The sequence below is a fragment of the Fundidesulfovibrio putealis DSM 16056 genome, assembly GCF_000429325.1.
GTDB classification, from domain to species: Bacteria; Desulfobacterota; Desulfovibrionia; order Desulfovibrionales; family Desulfovibrionaceae; genus Fundidesulfovibrio; species Fundidesulfovibrio putealis.
Genome location: NZ_AUBQ01000004.1, coordinates 109588 through 124604, shown reverse-complemented (window position 1 = coordinate 124604; position 15017 = coordinate 109588). Strand labels below are relative to the sequence as shown.

The 15017-nt window shown below is 62.9% G+C and carries 18 protein-coding genes; 1 reads left to right on the top strand and 17 read right to left on the bottom strand.

Going from position 1 to position 15017, the window contains the following annotated elements; genetic code table 11:
* Position 1: 1 nt before the first annotated feature.
* The 17 genes from coaD to G453_RS0103420 form a co-directional block, all read right to left on the bottom strand.
* Positions 2–514 carry a pantetheine-phosphate adenylyltransferase gene (coaD, locus tag G453_RS0103500; RefSeq protein ID WP_027189924.1) on the bottom strand — a complete coding sequence of 171 codons (513 nt, stop codon included), beginning with the start codon at positions 512–514 and terminating at the stop codon, positions 2–4.
* Positions 460–1056: a 16S rRNA (guanine(966)-N(2))-methyltransferase RsmD gene (gene rsmD / locus G453_RS0103495; RefSeq protein WP_027189923.1), complete on the bottom strand. Its 597-nt coding sequence runs from the start codon at positions 1054–1056 to the stop codon at positions 460–462. The genes coaD and rsmD overlap by 55 nt, the downstream gene beginning before the upstream one ends.
* Before the next feature lie 3 nt (positions 1057–1059).
* On the bottom strand, positions 1060–3129 hold the full coding sequence (gene fusA / locus G453_RS0103490) for an elongation factor G (RefSeq protein WP_027189922.1): 2070 nt from the start codon (positions 3127–3129) through the stop codon (positions 1060–1062).
* Positions 3130–3136: 7 nt separating this feature from the next.
* Positions 3137–3955, bottom strand: a complete 819-nt coding sequence (locus tag G453_RS0103485; RefSeq protein WP_027189921.1) for a hypothetical protein — start codon at positions 3953–3955, stop codon at positions 3137–3139.
* A gap of 52 nt (positions 3956–4007) precedes the next feature.
* Positions 4008–4742, bottom strand: coding sequence for an outer membrane protein assembly factor BamD (locus tag G453_RS0103480; protein WP_043644314.1), 735 nt, complete (start codon positions 4740–4742; stop codon positions 4008–4010).
* Between the two features lie 61 nt (positions 4743–4803).
* The gene (gene trxB, locus G453_RS0103475) at positions 4804–5733 is read right to left on the bottom strand and encodes a thioredoxin-disulfide reductase (RefSeq protein WP_027189919.1); all 930 of its coding nucleotides are present in this window, start codon (positions 5731–5733) and stop codon (positions 4804–4806) included.
* Positions 5734–5736: 3 nt separating this feature from the next.
* Positions 5737–6063 (bottom strand): thioredoxin, encoded by a 327-nt coding sequence (gene trxA / locus G453_RS0103470; RefSeq protein ID WP_268870756.1) that lies wholly within the window; start codon positions 6061–6063, stop codon positions 5737–5739.
* A gap of 93 nt (positions 6064–6156) precedes the next feature.
* On the bottom strand, positions 6157–7395 hold the full coding sequence (locus tag G453_RS22170) for an HD domain-containing phosphohydrolase (protein ID WP_051271595.1): 1239 nt from the start codon (positions 7393–7395) through the stop codon (positions 6157–6159).
* 45 nt (positions 7396–7440) lie between these two features.
* A complete protein-coding gene (gene tsaD, locus G453_RS0103460; protein ID WP_027189917.1) occupies positions 7441–8499 on the bottom strand; it encodes a tRNA (adenosine(37)-N6)-threonylcarbamoyltransferase complex transferase subunit TsaD in 1059 nt (352 codons plus the stop codon).
* Complete coding sequence (fbp, locus tag G453_RS0103455; protein ID WP_027189916.1) at positions 8496–9509, bottom strand: class 1 fructose-bisphosphatase; 1014 nt, start codon at positions 9507–9509, stop codon at positions 8496–8498. The genes tsaD and fbp overlap by 4 nt, the downstream gene beginning before the upstream one ends.
* 23 nt (positions 9510–9532) lie before the next feature.
* Positions 9533–10354 carry a hypothetical protein gene (locus G453_RS22165; protein ID WP_084502075.1) on the bottom strand — a complete coding sequence of 274 codons (822 nt, stop codon included), beginning with the start codon at positions 10352–10354 and terminating at the stop codon, positions 9533–9535.
* Between the two features lie 89 nt (positions 10355–10443).
* Positions 10444–11295: a tetratricopeptide repeat protein gene (locus G453_RS0103445; protein ID WP_027189915.1), complete on the bottom strand. Its 852-nt coding sequence runs from the start codon at positions 11293–11295 to the stop codon at positions 10444–10446.
* Positions 11279–11545, bottom strand: coding sequence for an FtsB family cell division protein (locus G453_RS22160; RefSeq protein WP_235731687.1), 267 nt, complete (start codon positions 11543–11545; stop codon positions 11279–11281). The genes G453_RS0103445 and G453_RS22160 overlap by 17 nt, the downstream gene beginning before the upstream one ends.
* A 53-nt stretch (positions 11546–11598) precedes the next feature.
* On the bottom strand, positions 11599–11877 hold the full coding sequence (locus tag G453_RS22155; protein ID WP_043644305.1) for a hypothetical protein: 279 nt from the start codon (positions 11875–11877) through the stop codon (positions 11599–11601).
* A 193-nt stretch (positions 11878–12070) separates the two neighbouring features.
* Positions 12071–12619: a CDP-diacylglycerol--glycerol-3-phosphate 3-phosphatidyltransferase gene (gene pgsA / locus G453_RS0103430; RefSeq protein ID WP_027189914.1), complete on the bottom strand. Its 549-nt coding sequence runs from the start codon at positions 12617–12619 to the stop codon at positions 12071–12073.
* 138 nt (positions 12620–12757) lie between these two features.
* Entirely contained in the window at positions 12758–13714 is a 957-nt protein-coding gene (locus G453_RS0103425; protein ID WP_235731686.1) for an Mrp/NBP35 family ATP-binding protein, read from the bottom strand.
* A 20-nt stretch (positions 13715–13734) separates the two neighbouring features.
* Entirely contained in the window at positions 13735–14379 is a 645-nt protein-coding gene (locus G453_RS0103420; protein ID WP_027189912.1) for a protein-L-isoaspartate(D-aspartate) O-methyltransferase, read from the bottom strand.
* A 177-nt stretch (positions 14380–14556) separates the two neighbouring features.
* Here G453_RS0103420 and G453_RS0103415 point away from each other — a divergent pair, with 177 nt between their 5' ends.
* A complete protein-coding gene (locus G453_RS0103415) occupies positions 14557–14988 on the top strand; it encodes a CBS domain-containing protein (RefSeq protein ID WP_027189911.1) in 432 nt (143 codons plus the stop codon).
* The last annotated feature ends 29 nt before the right edge of the window (positions 14989–15017 follow it).

The following is a 15017-nucleotide window of genomic DNA, read 5'->3' as shown; positions in this document are numbered from 1 at the left end:
TTCATCTGCGCTTGCCGTTGGGCGGACCGAAGCGCTCCACCAGTCGGCGCATCACCGGTTCGGGCACCAGCCCCTCGTAGTTGCCGCCAGCTCGGGCCAGCTCCTTGATGATGGTGGAGCTTATGTAGAGCCACTTGAAGTCGGTCATCAGGAAGACGCTTTCGATATCCTTGTCCAGGCGGCGATTCATGAGCGCCATCTGGAATTCGTAGTCGAAGTCCGACACGGCGCGCATGCCGCGCAGGATGACGCACGCGCCCGTGGAGCGCACGTAATCCACCAGCAGGCCGCCGAAGGGTTCGGCGCTCACGCGCGATTCGTTGGCGAAGACCTCGCGGATCATTCCGACGCGTTCGTCCAGGGAAAACAGGGGCTGCTTGGGGGTCTGCTCCGCCACGGCCACGATGACCCGGTCGAACACCTTGAGCGCCCGGCGCACAAGGCTGCGATGTCCCATGGTTAGGGGGTCGAAGGTTCCGGGGTAGACGGCGATGCAGGGTTTGCGGGGGTCCATATGAGTATCCTGGTCTGTCCGTAGAGTCGGTCCGTCTCCAGTTCCAGGGAGGCGGGCCAGGTTTGCGGGGTGAGCGCCTTCTCCACCTCGGCCACCAGCAGCCCGTCGGGGGCCAGCCAATGTTTGGCCGAGATGAGGTCCAGCACGGGGGCCAGCAGATCGCGCCCATAAGGCGGATCCACGAAAATCAGATCGAAGGGCTGCACGGGAGGACGGGAAAGAAGCTTCAGCGCATCCGACGTGACAGCCGAATATTCGCGGGGGGCAAGCCCCAGCATGCGGGCGTTGTCGGCGATGCGCCGGGCGAGGGTCTTGTTGAACTCCACGAAATGCGCGAAACGCGCGCCCCGGCTCAGGCATTCAAAGCCGAGGCTGCCTGTGCCCGCGAACACGTCGAGCACGCGCGCGCCCTCCACCTGGAGCCCCCTGGCCGCCAGCATGTTGAAGAGCGCCTCGCGCACCTTGGCCATGGCCGGGCGGCAGCCGTCGCCCGTGAGCGTGGGGAGGTCCCGCCCCTTGAATCGTCCGCCGAGAATACGCATCGGCTAGTCCATGAGGTCGAAGCGAGCGAACTTCATCACCACGCCCGCCCTGCCCTGCGTGGCCGAACGAAGCTCCGTGGAGAAACCGAACAGCCTGCGAAGCGGCGTGAGGGCCTGGACGACCTTCTGCCCGGCCCGGTCGAAAAGATTCTCGATTTTTGCGCCCTTGCTGCCCAAAAGGCCGATCACGTCGCCCACAAAGTCGTCGGGTACGCCGATCTCCAGGTACATGATGGGCTCAAGCAGGGCGGGACGCGCCTCGCGCAGAGCGTTCTTCAGGGCCTGGGACGCGGCCATGCGGTAACCTACTGCAGAGGATTGACCTTCAAGGCGGCCAAGTTCCTCGACGCGCACCGACACGTCCTGCACGGGGAAGCCCTGCAACGCGCCGGAAAGCAAGCCGTCCTCCAGTCCTTCCGCCAGGGCGTCCAACCAGGGCTTGGGCCAGGCGGTCATGTCCAGAGGCACGTGTACCTCGTTGCCCTGGTCACGGGGACGCGGGGCCACGCTCAGGAGGACCTTGCCGTAGTGCATCTGCCCGCCGAGTTCGCGATGGAACTCGGCCTCGCCGCGCGCCTCGCGGGTGATGGTTTCCTGGCAGACCACCTGGGGCTTGCCCGCCCGTGGCGAGAGGCCGTGTTCACGCCGGATGCGCTCCAGCACGACCTCAAGGTGTAATTCGCCCATGCCGGAAAGGATCAGCTGGCCGGAGTCTTCGTCGCGCGCGCTGGTCAGGGTCGGATCTTCCAGGAGCAGACGGTTCAGCGCCTCAACCAGCTTGTCGAGCTCCTCGGTGTTGCGCGGTTCCAGGGCCATGGAGAGAACCGGCTTGTACTGCGATATGCTCTCCAGAAGGATGGGATGGGCCTTGTCCGCCAGGGTGTCGCCGGTGCGCGGCAGCTTCATGCCGGTAAGCGCCACGATCTCGCCAGGTCCGGCCTTTGAAAGCGGTTCCTTCTGGTCGGCGTGCAGATGGAAGATGCGGCCGATGCGCTCCGCCTTGCCCTGAGTGACGTTCAGGGCGTCGGCCCCCTCGGCCAGGGTTCCTGAATAGACCCGCACAAGGGCCAGCCTGCGTCCGGCCTCCATGATGACCTTGAACACCAAGGCGGACAGCGGAGCCGTCGGGTCGGGCGCAAGCTCCACGGGCTTGTGCGTGGCCGGGTCCAGGCCGTGGACCGGGCCTATGTCGGCAGGGCTCGGCAGATACTCGCACACCGCGTCCATCACCGGCTGCACGCCCATGTTGCGAAGGGCCGATCCGACAAGCACAGGCACGACGCCGCGCCCTATGCAGGCCCTGCGGATGATGGGCACCACCGTCGAGACGGCGATTTCCTCGCCGGAAAGATAGGCGTCCATCAGGGCGTCGTCGAATTCGGCCAGTGTCTCCAGCATCTTGTCGCGCCAGGGCTCGGCCAGGGCGCGCTGCTCGTCCGTAAGCGGGGCGCGCAGCACCTCGTCTCCGGGGAAAGTCAGCATTTCCATTCGTACCAGGTCAATGACGCCGGAAAAATCAGAACCGGAGCCCACGGGGACCTGAATAGCCAGGGGATTTGCGCCCAGGCGCTGGCGCATGGACCCCAGCACCGCCTCGAAGTCCGCGCCGGGGCGGTCCATCTTGTTGACGAAAGCCAGCTTGGGGACGCGGTAGTGCTCGGATTGGCGCCACACCGTCTCGGACTGCGGCTCCACTCCGGACACGCCGCAGAACACGCCCACCGCCCCGTCCAGGACGCGAAGGGAGCGCTCCACCTCGATGGTGAAGTCCACGTGGCCGGGAGTGTCGATGATATTGATCTGGCGTCCGGCCCAGTAACAGGTGGTGCAGGCCGAGGTGATGGTGATGCCGCGCTCCTGCTCTTCGGGCAGGTAATCCATGGTGGCCGTGCCCTCGTGGACCTCGCCCATGCGGTGGATCTTGCCCGCGTAGTACAGGATGCGCTCGGACAGCGTTGTTTTGCCTGCGTCGATGTGGGCGATGATGCCGATGTTGCGCAGGGAATGCAGGCCTTTCTGGGCGCGTGGCGAACGTGCGCCCTCTGCGGCGACGGGGGGGTGTTGTGAAGACATGTGGCCGCTAGCTATAGACGAGACGGCGCGCAAAGAAAAGCTCGCCGGGCATGTCCGGCCAATCCCACAGGACTTCGCGCCCAGGCTCGAGCACCAAAGACGCCGTGACCGGAGCGAGGCCGGCAGGAGCAAAGACGGCGTCGTGCCTTGCCGCGTCCAGGGCCTGCGGCGTGCCGTATTCACGAATCTCAACACCCGCGTGGGACACCGAAAGAGCCTCGCGGTTCCAGGCAAGGCCTTCTCCGGCGAGAAGTCCCACAACCTCGGGAGATTTGAGCCAATGAGCAGCGCCTGATTTCTCGGCCGCGCCGCGCACGCCGCTCCAGAACGCTTCGGACCCCAGGCAGGCCAGGCCGCCGGGGCCAAGTGTGGAACGAAATGCAGCCAGGCATTGGACGAGGTCGCGCCCGGACGGTTCAAGCACCTGTTCCACTCCGCACAACTCCAGGGCCGTGAGCACCGGCGCGGGCCAGACTGTCCGGGAGCGCGGCCTGATCACGGCCACCAGGGGGATGCGTCGGCAGACTGCGGGCAGAAGCGCGGCCAGCACCTGGGCAGGGGCGGCCACGGCGGGATCCAGAACCAGTGCGAACCATGGGCGGTTTGCCCGGCTCTCCGTTCGCTCGCCGCCGTCGTGAAACACGCTCGTGGAAGAACTCGCAGGCAAAGCGCCCTGCTGACTGGCCTGAAACAGGGCGGCAATGCAGGTCTTCAGCAAGGCGCGGTTGCCGTCGCCGGTCGCGGCGTAGGCTTTGGCAAACCTGGAGTCGCTCACGCGCCAGGAGTCGAACGCTTCGAAAAGGGCATCGCGTGTGGGCGTGCTCATGTCGGCACCTTTTGGCATGCGAAGCAAAAGGCGGCCCGGAGGCCGCCTCGTTTTAGAGCCACTTCAGATACTTGCGCCAACTGCCTTCCACCTCGCGGCGTTCGGCTTCCGAGAGCGTCTTCTGGTATTCCAGGTAAGACAGCTGTGCCCGGTCTTTGGCGTACTTGAATATCTCTTCGAGATCCTTGAAGTTCTCGGCCACGTACATGTAGCGGCGCCAGGCGGCCCCGTAACGGCCCGAGTTCCAGTAGAAATCGGCGATGAATATTTCATGTGTGGCCATCCTGGTACGGCACTTCACGATCCAGTTGGGCGCGTCCTGTCCCCACTGGGAGGTGGGGTAGGCGTCCTTCAGGAGAGTGAAGTACTGGATGGACTCCTGCAGGCCGTCCTGGGGCAGGTCGATGGATTCCAGCCTGCGGAAGGTGGACACGCCGATCTGGTAGAGCACGTAGGGAATCTGCTCATGGCGCGGGTGCAGGGCTTCGAATTCCTTGTAGGCATCAGTGGCCTGCAAGTACTTCTCGTCCATGAAGTAGGCGTCGCCAAGGCCGATCAGTCCGTCAGGAGTGTAGGGGCTGAAGGGGTAGCGGTCCTTGAGCTTGAGGAAATATTCCTCGGCATCGCTGTAACGCTTTTCCTTCATGGCGTCGCGACCGGCCTCCCAGAGCTCCTGGGCGGTGTCTTCAGACGGGGGCAGGAAGTACGTATCGATGAACCCACAGCCTGAAAGGCCAAAGAGAAGGAGCGCCGAAGACAGGGCGCGCAGGAAATTTTTTCTGGTCATGTGTGTGCGTTGAGCCTGTGTTAATGGTGGCCCGGGCCCCAGGGTCCAGGAGGCCGTGAGGTTAATGGCTGTCCAAAGTCTCCAGATAGCTTATGACGGTGCTGGCCGCCCCTGCTCCGTCGCCAACCGCAGTGGCCACCTGGCGCACATGCTTGGAACGGACGTCTCCGGCTGCGTACACGCCCGGAATCGCTGTGCGGAAGTTCTGGTCCGTTACGATGAACCCAGACGCGTCCAGTTCGATATCCGGCGGGAAGAAGCCGCCCTGGGGTTCGTAGCCCACGAAGACGAAAACGCCTTCCACATCAAGGCGCGTGACCTCTCCGGTTTTCAGGTTACGGACTGTCACGCCTTCGACCTGGTTCTCTCCCTCGATGGCTTCGACAACGGAGCTGCGCATGATCTGGATGACAGGATTGATCCCGCACCGATCCTGATAACAGCGCTGTGCGCGGAAGTCCTCGCGCCGGTGAATCAGGTAGAGTTTTTTGACCAGTCTTGCAAGATAGAGCGATTCCTCCATGGCGGAGTTACCGCCGCCGATGACCACAACGTCCTGTCCCCTGAAAAAGTTGCCGTCGCACAGGGCGCAGTAGGACACGCCCTTGCCAAGCAGTTCCTTCTCGCCGGGGATGCCCACACGTTTGTAGCGGGCGCCGGAAGCGATGATCACAGCCCTGGCCTCGATCCATTCGGCATCGACCAGGACGCGGTGCGCTCCTTCCTTGGGCTCGATGGCTTTGACGTCGCCGCTTATCCTGTCGATGGCGGGATAGGCATCGAGATGCTTGGAGAATATGTCGGCAAGCTTCCATCCCTCGATCCCTTCGGGAAAGCCGGGATAGTTCTCGATGAAATGCGTCATGAGCACCTGACCGCCCGCAGCCACCTTCTCGATGAGGGCCACGCTCAACCCGGATCTGGCCAGATAGAGGGCGGCCGTCAAGCCGGACGGCCCTCCCCCCACGACCACGGCGTCGTAACTCTTCATGGATTACAGAGCCTTCTGGCTGATCATTTCCTTGATGGAGGACTTGGAGACAGCGCCGGTGATCTGCTCGACCACTTCGCCGCCCTTGAACAGGATCAGGGTGGGGATGGCGCGGATGCCGTACTTGCTGGGCGTGGAGGGGTTCTCGTCCACGTTCATCTTGGCCACTTTGACCTGGCCGGTATACTCGTTGGCCAACTCGTCGATCACCGGTCCCATGGCGCGGCAGGGTCCGCACCAGGGAGCCCAGAAATCGACCAGAACGGGGAGCTGGCACTTGAGAATCTCTTCCTCGAAAGTAGCGTCGGTGACTTGAATGGCCATTCGTATTCTCCTTATGCAGTGTCGTGACAACGGCAGCGAAGGCCAAGCTTCGCACGCACTCAAACAAGCCGGGACAAGGGCGCTCCGACCTGTTCGTTCTTACAGAACCGAGTTGATTTTGAGAAGTGAATAATTTCTGAATTTTTCGAAATCGGCGTCGTTGTCCAGATAGGCCAGCCGGATGCGATCGACCTCGTCCAGGTGCTGCAGAAGAATATCCACCAGAGTGGGGTCAAAATGCTTTCCCCGGTCGGTTTCTATTCTTTTGACGACCTCATCCATGGGATGAGCCGGCTTGTACACGCGCCTGGAGCACATGGCGTCGAAAGCGTCCGCCAGGGCGACGATGCGTCCGAAAAGCGGGATGTCCTCTCCTGATAGTTTGCGGGGGTACCCCGAGCCATCCCATTTCTCGTGATGCGACAGGGCCACGGACTGGGACGCTTTCATCAGGGGATTGCCGCCCCCCTGGAGGATCTGCGCGCCCACAAGCGTGTGGTACTCCATCGTGGAGCGCTCTTCGGGGGTGAGGGCCTCGGGCTTGTGCAAAATGGCGTCGGAAATGCCGAGTTTTCCGCAGTCGTGCATGGCTGCGGCCCATCTCAGGTGTTCGAGCTCTTCACCACTGACACCCGCGTGCCTGGCAATCAGCACGGAATACTCACACACCCGTTTGATATGATTGGATGTCTCCTTGTCGCGATACTCGGCGGCGAGGCCAAGCCGGAAAAGGCTGTCCAGCCAGGCAGCGTGCAGATCCTGCGTGAGCCTGGCGTTGACGATGGCCACGGCAGCCTGGGAGGCGAAGGCGCTGACCACATGCGTGAAGCGGTAGTCGAAGGGAACGGTCTCCCCTCTGGCCTGGGCGTTTATAAGTTGAACCACGCCGACAACGACGCCGGACTGGTCCAGCATGGGGATCGCCAGCATGGACTGGGTGCGGTAGGCATTGGCGAAGTCCCAGTCGGGATTGAATTTGTAGGGAGCGGCAGAAGGAATATCGTAAACATCATAGATGTTTAAAATTTTCCGACTAAGGGCGACATGGCCGGCGATGGACCGGCTGTCCAGCGGCAACGTGGACCTCTTGAACATGGCCCGGACGTTTTCCTCGCCCAGTCGATCAAAAAGGGACTGGTTCTGGCTTGTCTCAAAGCGCAGGCTGTCGCCATCAACCAGATACACCGAGCCGGCATCCGCTCCGGTCAGCTTCCTGGCCTCCAGCAGCACGAGTTCCAGGAGTTCATCCAGCTCGCGGGTGCTGGTCAGGGCGAGCCCGATCCTGATCATCTGCTGGGTCAGGCCACCCAGGCTGATGACCCCGTCGTCATCGTGCAAATGGCAACTCAGCGATGATTCCATATGGGGTCACACCTAATGTCATCATGCGTGATAATCGAAAGGAACCACACGTCCTCGCGGGATAGCCTCAAGATCCTGTCCATGGCAATAGCCGTCCCGGAAGAGCATCCAGCCAAGGTTTGCGATCATGGCGGCGTTGTCCGTGCAGAGGGTCATGGACGGGAACACAGGCTCCACGCCGAATTTCCCGCACAATTCGAGCATAACCCGGCGGATAACGGAGTTCGCGGCCACCCCGCCCGCCACGATGAGCGAACGGACCCGGCCGTGGGCGGTCAGTGCCCGCTGGGTCTTGATGCGAAGCGTATCCGCCACGGTCCAGTTGATGGAGGCGCAGAAATCGGCAAGGCCGGGCATGGCCGCAAGCTGCGACACGTCCTCGCCGGGGAGCGACTCCAGGCGCAGGCCGGGATGCTGCGACACGTACCGGGCCACGGAGGTTTTCAGACCGCTGAAGCTGAAATCAAGCCCGGGCACTCCGGTAAGGGGGCGGGGAAACAGGGACTCGTCCGCCACGCCGAGGCGGCCCAGCTGGTCCACGAATTTCCCGCCAGGATACGGCAGGTTCACCATCTTGGCGGCCTTGTCCAGGGCTTCCCCTGCGGCGTCGTCCAAGGTGCGTCCCAGGAGTTCGAATTCGATGTGCGAACGGATCAGATAGAGGTGGGTGTGGCCGCCGGAAATGAGCAGCCCCAGCGCGGGAAAGGGTATCTCTCGCTCCAGCGAGGCGGCCATAAGATGGGCGTGCAGATGGTTCACGCCCACGAGCCGGGCGTTCAGGCCGAGCGAGAGCCCCTTGGCAAGGTTCATGCCCACCAGCAGGCTGCCCAGGAGGCCCGGGCCGCGCGCCACGGCCACGCAGCCGATGTCGGCAGGGGCGATTCCGGACTCTTTCAGGAGTGCGCGGTACAGCAGCACGCCCTTGCGCAGGTGCTCGCGGGAGGCCAGCTCCGGAACCACTCCGCCGAAAACGGCGTGCAACCGTTCCTGGCTGGCCATCTTCTCGCAAACGAGCCTGCCGTCCTGAACGAGGGCCAGCGCGGTCTCGTCGCAGGAGGTTTCAACGCCCAGGCAGATCATTTTTTGTGCTTGCGGTAGATCTCCACCACTTTCTCCACGTCCCGCTTGCTGCCGATGAACAGCGGAACGCGCTCGTGAAGCTCCGTGGGCTCGATGTCCAGGATGGGGCGCTCTCCGTCGGAGGCGGCTCCGCCGGCCTGCTCGATCACGAAGGCCAGGGGGCTGGCCTCGCACATCAGGCGCAGCTTGCCTTTGGGCTTCTTGGGGTCCTGCATGTCGGCGGGATAGAGAAAGATGCCGCCGTAAAGCAGGTTGCGGTGGAAGTCGGCCACCAGGGAGCCGATGTAGCGGGCTGAGTACGGCTTGCCGCGCTCGTTGTCCGATCCTTTGAAATAGCTGACCGCCTCGCGGGTGGCCTCGTCCCAGAAGGACCAGTACCCCTCGTTGACCGAGTAGATCTTGCCGCGCTCAGGGGTCTTGATGTCGGGGTGCGACAGCAGGAATTCGCCCACGGAGGGGTCCAGGGTGAAGCCGTTGACGCCCCGGCCTGTGGTGTAGACCATCATGGTGGAGGAGCCGTAGAGGAAATAGCCCGCCGCCACCTGTTCGTAGCCCTTCTGCAACACCTCGCACAGTCGCGCCGCGCACTCGCTCTTCTCCTTGCGGCGCAGGACGGAGAAGATGGTGCCCACGTTCACGTTGGCGTCGATATTGGAGGAGCCGTCGAGCGGGTCGAAGATCAGGATGTAGTCGCCCTTGGGCAGATGGTCGGGAATCTCGATGAGGTCGGCGTTCTCCTCGGACCCTATGGCGCACAGGACACCCGCGCGCTGCATGCGGTGGATGAGCACGGCGTTGGCGTAGTCGTCGAGCTTGCGCACGGCTTCGCCCTGCACGTTCACCTCGCCGGTGAGGCCCAGGACGTCCACCAGGCCCGCCTTGTTCACCTCGCGGGAGATGATCTTGGCCGCCAGGATGAGCTCGTTGAACATGCTGGTGAAGCGCCCGGTGGCCATGGGCGATTCTTTCTGGTGAAGCAGAAGGTGTTCGGTGACCGTGACCTGTTTCATGCTTCCGGCTCCTTGCATGGCGGTTAGGGGGCTGGGGCTGCGGCGGGAGCCGGTTTCGGTTCGGGCTTGGCAGCCTTGGCAGGAGCGGTGACGGCGGAAACAGCATAGATGAGGCGCACCTGGGCCAGATAGCGCGACTGCCACAGGTAGCGCGTGCCGCCCACTGCCTGCTCGCCCGCGACGTCGCTCTTGAGCAGGTTCTTCCAGTTCATCTGGGCCAGGGCCTGGGCCGCGCCGGAGTCGTCGCCGCTCCAGAGGGTCGCGCCAGGGATGAACATCAGCAGGCTCCCCGGTTCAGGCGAAAACTTGGCCAGGCTGCCCGGATCGAAGGAGGCCACGAGCAAGCCCTTGTATTCGTTGTCCACGAACAGGGGCTTGGCAACCATGATCTCCGCGCCCAGTTCCGACGCGGCGACGTACGCGCCCATCTTGCGGGCCTTGTACAGATTCTCGAGTTCCAGAAGCGGCGCGTAGTCCACCTGCTTGATGGTGAACATGGGGAGCTTGAAGGAGACGGCCCCGGACTCGGTCACCACAGCCACACCGGAAAGCCAGGGGAAGGAGTCCATGAAGGACTGGCACCACTCGCGGCTGGGGGGGAGGTCCTGTGCGGAAAGGGCGCGCAGGAGGAACTCCACCCGCTCGTCCACGGGTGCGAACAGCGCGGCCAGCTTGTTGATCGAAGGATCCGAGATGCCCGGATCGGTCAGATCAATGGAGGGGTCAACGTTGACGTATTCTTTGTAGAGCTTCTTGGTGCTCTTCACATAAGGCTTGACTGTGTCGCAGCCCGAAGCCGCAAGAACACTGCAGGCCAGTATGGCCAGGATAACACGCTTAAGCATGACGCCGATCCTTGTTGGCAGGTGAGTGACGAGGCAGCTGCGGGCGTGCCGTGGCTGTCTACCCTCTAGTGTAGGTGAATTCAAACGGCTCAGGCTGTTGCCCGCGCGTCCAGGCGTGTGGCCAGGGTTTCCAGCATGCTGACCAGTTTGGCCTTGGATTTTGGTTGCTGGGCCGACTCGGGCTTGGCAGGAGAGGTTCCGGCGGCCATGAGGGACTTGATCTCGTCGATGCGGGAGGAGAGCGCCGCCTTGTCGGTATCAGTGACGGCCAGACGCAGCAATTCGGCGTAGATGTCCAGCGCCGAGGAGTAGTCGCCGTGGCGGGCGAGCAGGTCGGCCATGGTTCTGGTCTTCACCGTGGCCGAAGCTTCGGACACGCACTCGGGCGGCAGCTGGTCAGCAGGCGCGCGGCGCTCTTCGGCCTCGATCTGCTGGGTGAGGGCCAGGACTTCGTCGGCGCCGCGCAGGCTGAAGCCTTCAGGGGATTCGCCGTCTGGACCGACCGGAGCATCTTCGACAGGCTCGGCGGGCTTGACCTGGCCGGAAACAGCGGCGAGGCCCTGCTCCATGAGCCCCAGCCAGGACACGTCCTGCCCCTGGAGGGAGAGCGCCAGGAAACGCAGCGCCAGGGAGGAATCGCGTGAGAGTCCGGTGGCCTTGGAAGCCCACAGGCTCCAGACCGAGGGGTAGTTGGAGAGAAGCGAGGTCAGGCCCTCGAAGGCTTCGGCCGCTTCACCCTCGCGCCCCAGGCGCGAAAGCATCTCGACCAGCAGGAAGCGGGCTTCCAGGTGGCCGGAGTGAAAACCGATGGAGCGCCTCAGGACGGAAACCGCGCCTTCGGCGTCACCCTGCTCGGCCAGCATTTTGGCCAGGGGGAAAAATACCCGTGAGTTCGGATCGTCGGAGAGGACTTCGCGGTAGAATTCAATTTTTGATGTCATCGCCTACGCTTCCTTCGGGGGTGTGTCCGGGAAAGAGATAAATGATTTCATTGTCGCGCAGATAGTTGCCGTGGGCACGGGTCATCTTCTCCGTGAAGGCCCTGTCGGACTTGAGCCAGCGGATTTCCTGGCTCAGATCCAGGGAACGCCCGCCCAGGTTTTCCAGCCTGAGCTTCAACTGCTTTTGATGGCTTTTCAGATCCAGGTAGGCGAATACGCCCTTGTCGCTCCAGAGGAGATTATACAGCAAGACGGCATTGCATGTCAGGATGAGCGCCAGGAGCAATCGCCGCATGTATGGGCCTATTGGAACGTAATGTTGCGTGTTGCGCCCTGACGCGTGAGCGTTACGGGCGTCTTCAGTTCCTGCAGGAAACGTTCAGTAGCCGTCTCTATACGCGACACATCATCCTCGTCAAGCGAGACGCTGTCCATATCGTCCATAAAGGCCCGAAGTACCTTGAATTCCGACAGCAGCAGATGTCCGGAATCAATGGTGCGAAGCAGCGGCTCCAGCTCCAGAATGGTCTGGAGGCAGTTCGTGATGCGCGCGGCAAAAACAGAAGATTTGACGTTTTTCATAACGACCCTGTCCTGTTCCATCTTTGGCGGCGAACAACCCGCCGATGGGACCAGAAAACCTTAAGCCACTTCAGCCGGGAAGGCAATCCCGACGCCGTATCCGCCAGGATGAAAAAACCGGCACCCCAGGCTCGATCCAGACGCCCGCCCCACCCTGCCCGGCTGTCCGGCGGATGGCCCGGCCTGCGCGGCGTCACGCCTTCTCGGGCGACCAGTTCTTGAAGAACGTATACATGTAATTGGCCCCAGAGCCGATGGTCAGGCCCAGCGCCACATACAACAGCATATCCCCGAACGGCCCCGGATCGATGCCCCACACGGGGTAGTGCAGGATGAGCGGACACAGGGCGGCGCTCTGGATAATGGTCTTGAGCTTCCCGAAGCGATCGGCGGCGATGACGATACCGGAATCCGAGGCCACGGCCCGAAGCCCCGTCACGGCCATTTCCCGGCCGATGATGAGCACGGCCACCCAGGCCTCCACCCAGCCAAGATGCACCAGCATGATAAGCACCGACCCGATGAGCAGCTTGTCCGCAAGCGGGTCCAGGAACTTGCCCAGGTTGGTGACCAACCCCATGCGCCGCGCCAGCAGGCCGTCCACGATATCCGTCACGGACGCCAGCACGAAAACCAGCAAGGCCGCGACGCACATGGCCTGCCCAGGGAAATACAGCATGAGCACCAGCACGGGAACGATCCCGATGCGGGCCAGGCTCAGTATGTTGGGGAGGTTCATCATATGCGTCCTTATTATGGCGCGGGCGGCGTCCGCCGTCTTCTTGTTGCCGTTCTAGGCCATCGGGATCTCTCCCTGACATCACATCCCCAAATCAATGCAGCACCGGTTGGGGCAAGAACATGAACGAACTGTTTCGTCCTAGCGCCGCGTGGTGGCGTGGGCCTCCAGGCTGGACTGGGCGGCATTGTCGATGGTGTCGGCCAGGGCCATGAGCGCGTCCTTCACCGGGGACGGCTCGTCCATGAGCACCACGGGCTTGCCTACGTCCCCGGCCACCACGGTGATGGGGTCCAGGGGCACGGCGCCCAGGAACTCGATGCCGTACTTTTTGGCCAGCTCCTCGCCGCCGCCCTTCTTGAACAGGGCGATCTCCTTGGAGCAGTGCGGGCAGATGAGCCCGCTCATGTTCTCCACGATGCCCAGGATGTTGGCCTGGGCGTACTGCAGGAAGTTGATGGCCTTTCGCACGTCCGCCAGGGACACCTCCTGCGGGGTGGTGACCACCACGCACAGGGCGTCGGGGATGGTGCGCAGCACGGTCATGTGCTCGTCTCCGGTTCCCGGAGGGGAGTCGATCACCAGGTAGTCGAGCTCGCCCCACTGGATTTCGCCGATGAACTGCCGGATGGCGGAAGTCTTCATGGGGCCGCGCCACAGGACGGCCTGATCCGGGTCCTTCAGGAGCGACTCCATGGAGACCACGTACAGGTTCTCGCCGCAGGCCTTGGGGGACACCTCGCCCTGGGCGTTGCCTTCCAGGTTGCCCGAAAGGCCCAGCATGCGCGGCACGCTCGGCCCGTGCAGGTCCACGTCCAGGATGCCCACCTTGTGGCCCTTGCGGGCCAGGGCCGCAGCCAGGTTCACGGTGATGGAGCTCTTGCCCACGCCGCCCTTGCCGCTCATGACGAAGAGCTTGTACTTGATCCTGGACAGGGTGGAGGAGATGCGGGCGTCCTGCTGCTGCGTCTTGGCGTCCTTCTCGGCGGATTTCGCGTCCTTGCATTCGCCCGAGGCGGGCTTGGAGCTGCACGAGCTGGACTTCGCGCACGTCTTGCAGGTGGACGGGCTCTCTTTTCCCTTCATCTTGATCTTCATAAGTATTTCCTCCGGACGGACTACCAGGCGTGACGGCCCACAAGGTCAACGAACATGACCTGCCCCACCGTTTTGCGCCCGATCTTCCCTTCCTGTTTGCGTATGACCATAAGCATCTGGCTGCGACGTTCCACGCCCACCGGGATGACCATCTGCCCCGGGTCGGCCAACTGGTCGATGTAGGGCTCGGGAACCTTGGGACCGCCCGCCGTGACCAGGATTCGGTCGAAGGGCGACTTCTCGGGCCAGCCGAGGGTTCCGTCGTCGAGTTTCAGCTGCACGTTGCCGTAGCCCATGGACGAAAGGCGGGTCCTGGCCAGCTGGTGGAGCTCAGGCACGCGCTCCACGCTGAAGACGGTCGCGCCCATCTCGGCCAGAACCGCCGTCTGGTAGCCTGAACCGGTTCCTATCTCAAGGACCTTCATGCCGGGCTTCACGTCCAGAAGCTCGGTCATCCAGGCCACCACGTACGGCTGCGAGATGGTCTGGCCCTGCCCGATGGGCAGGGGATGGTCCTCGTAGGCCTGGGGTTTCAGGGCCTGCTCCACGAACTGATGGCGCGGGACCTTGCGCATGGCCGCGAGCACGGCCGGAGAGGACAGGCCCCTGGCCATGATCTGTTCGCGCACCATGCGCTCTCTGCTGCGTCTGGGATCGATTTCCATCTTGCTTTCCGGGCCTGATCGGCCAACTGACAAGAAAAATCAGATTTCCCCACGCAAGTCAACGCCTTGTCGAAATCTTCCGCCCGGACACCGGGCTCATGCCGGAAATGCCCCTGGCTCTTGACAGGAAAGCGTTTCAGGGTTGGAATGAATAGGAATCCAAAAAGGAGAACGGCCATGCTCACCGTCGGCGATCTCATGACCACCAAGGTCTTCACGCTCCTGGAGTCCGACTCCCTGTACACCGCCAAGCAGATCATGGAGATGGCCAGGGTACGCCACGTGCCCATCGTGGATGCCAACGAATCCTTCATCGGCCTGATAACCCACCGGGACATGCTGGCCCTGGCCGTGTCCAAGCTGTCCGACATCGATCCGTCCACCCAGGACGAACTGGATGCGGGCACTCCGCTGCACGAGATCATGCGCACCGACGTGGCCGTGGTGAGCCCCGAGACGCTCCTGCGCGACGCAGCCCACATGCTCCTGGAGCACAAATACGGCTGCCTGCCAGTGGTGGACGGGAAAAAGCTCGTGGGCATCATCACCGAGGCCGACTTCCTGCGCCTGACCATAAGCCTCATGGACGCCATCGAAGGCCAGGACTGAAATCCGTTCTCCGGCCACGAATGACAAGA

Coding starts and splice junctions, on each gene's coding strand:
- coaD (WP_027189924.1), bottom strand. CDS start 514: ATGGACCCCCGCAAACCCTGCATCGCCGTCTACCCCGGAACCTTCGAC.
- rsmD (WP_027189923.1), bottom strand. CDS start 1,056: ATGCGTATTCTCGGCGGACGATTCAAGGGGCGGGACCTCCCCACGCTC.
- fusA (WP_027189922.1), bottom strand. CDS start 3,129: ATGTCTTCACAACACCCCCCCGTCGCCGCAGAGGGCGCACGTTCGCCA.
- G453_RS0103485 (WP_027189921.1), bottom strand. CDS start 3,955: ATGAGCACGCCCACACGCGATGCCCTTTTCGAAGCGTTCGACTCCTGG.
- G453_RS0103480 (WP_043644314.1), bottom strand. CDS start 4,742: ATGACCAGAAAAAATTTCCTGCGCGCCCTGTCTTCGGCGCTCCTTCTC.
- trxB (WP_027189919.1), bottom strand. CDS start 5,733: ATGAAGAGTTACGACGCCGTGGTCGTGGGGGGAGGGCCGTCCGGCTTG.
- tsaD (WP_027189917.1), bottom strand. CDS start 8,499: ATGATCTGCCTGGGCGTTGAAACCTCCTGCGACGAGACCGCGCTGGCC.
- fbp (WP_027189916.1), bottom strand. CDS start 9,509: ATGAAACAGGTCACGGTCACCGAACACCTTCTGCTTCACCAGAAAGAA.
- G453_RS22165 (WP_084502075.1), bottom strand. CDS start 10,354: ATGCTTAAGCGTGTTATCCTGGCCATACTGGCCTGCAGTGTTCTTGCG.
- G453_RS0103445 (WP_027189915.1), bottom strand. CDS start 11,295: ATGACATCAAAAATTGAATTCTACCGCGAAGTCCTCTCCGACGATCCG.
- G453_RS22155 (WP_043644305.1), bottom strand. CDS start 11,877: ATGAAAAACGTCAAATCTTCTGTTTTTGCCGCGCGCATCACGAACTGC.
- pgsA (WP_027189914.1), bottom strand. CDS start 12,619: ATGATGAACCTCCCCAACATACTGAGCCTGGCCCGCATCGGGATCGTT.
- G453_RS0103425 (WP_235731686.1), bottom strand. CDS start 13,714: ATGAAGATCAAGATGAAGGGAAAAGAGAGCCCGTCCACCTGCAAGACG.
- G453_RS0103420 (WP_027189912.1), bottom strand. CDS start 14,379: ATGGAAATCGATCCCAGACGCAGCAGAGAGCGCATGGTGCGCGAACAG.
- G453_RS0103415 (WP_027189911.1), top strand. CDS start 14,557: ATGCTCACCGTCGGCGATCTCATGACCACCAAGGTCTTCACGCTCCTG.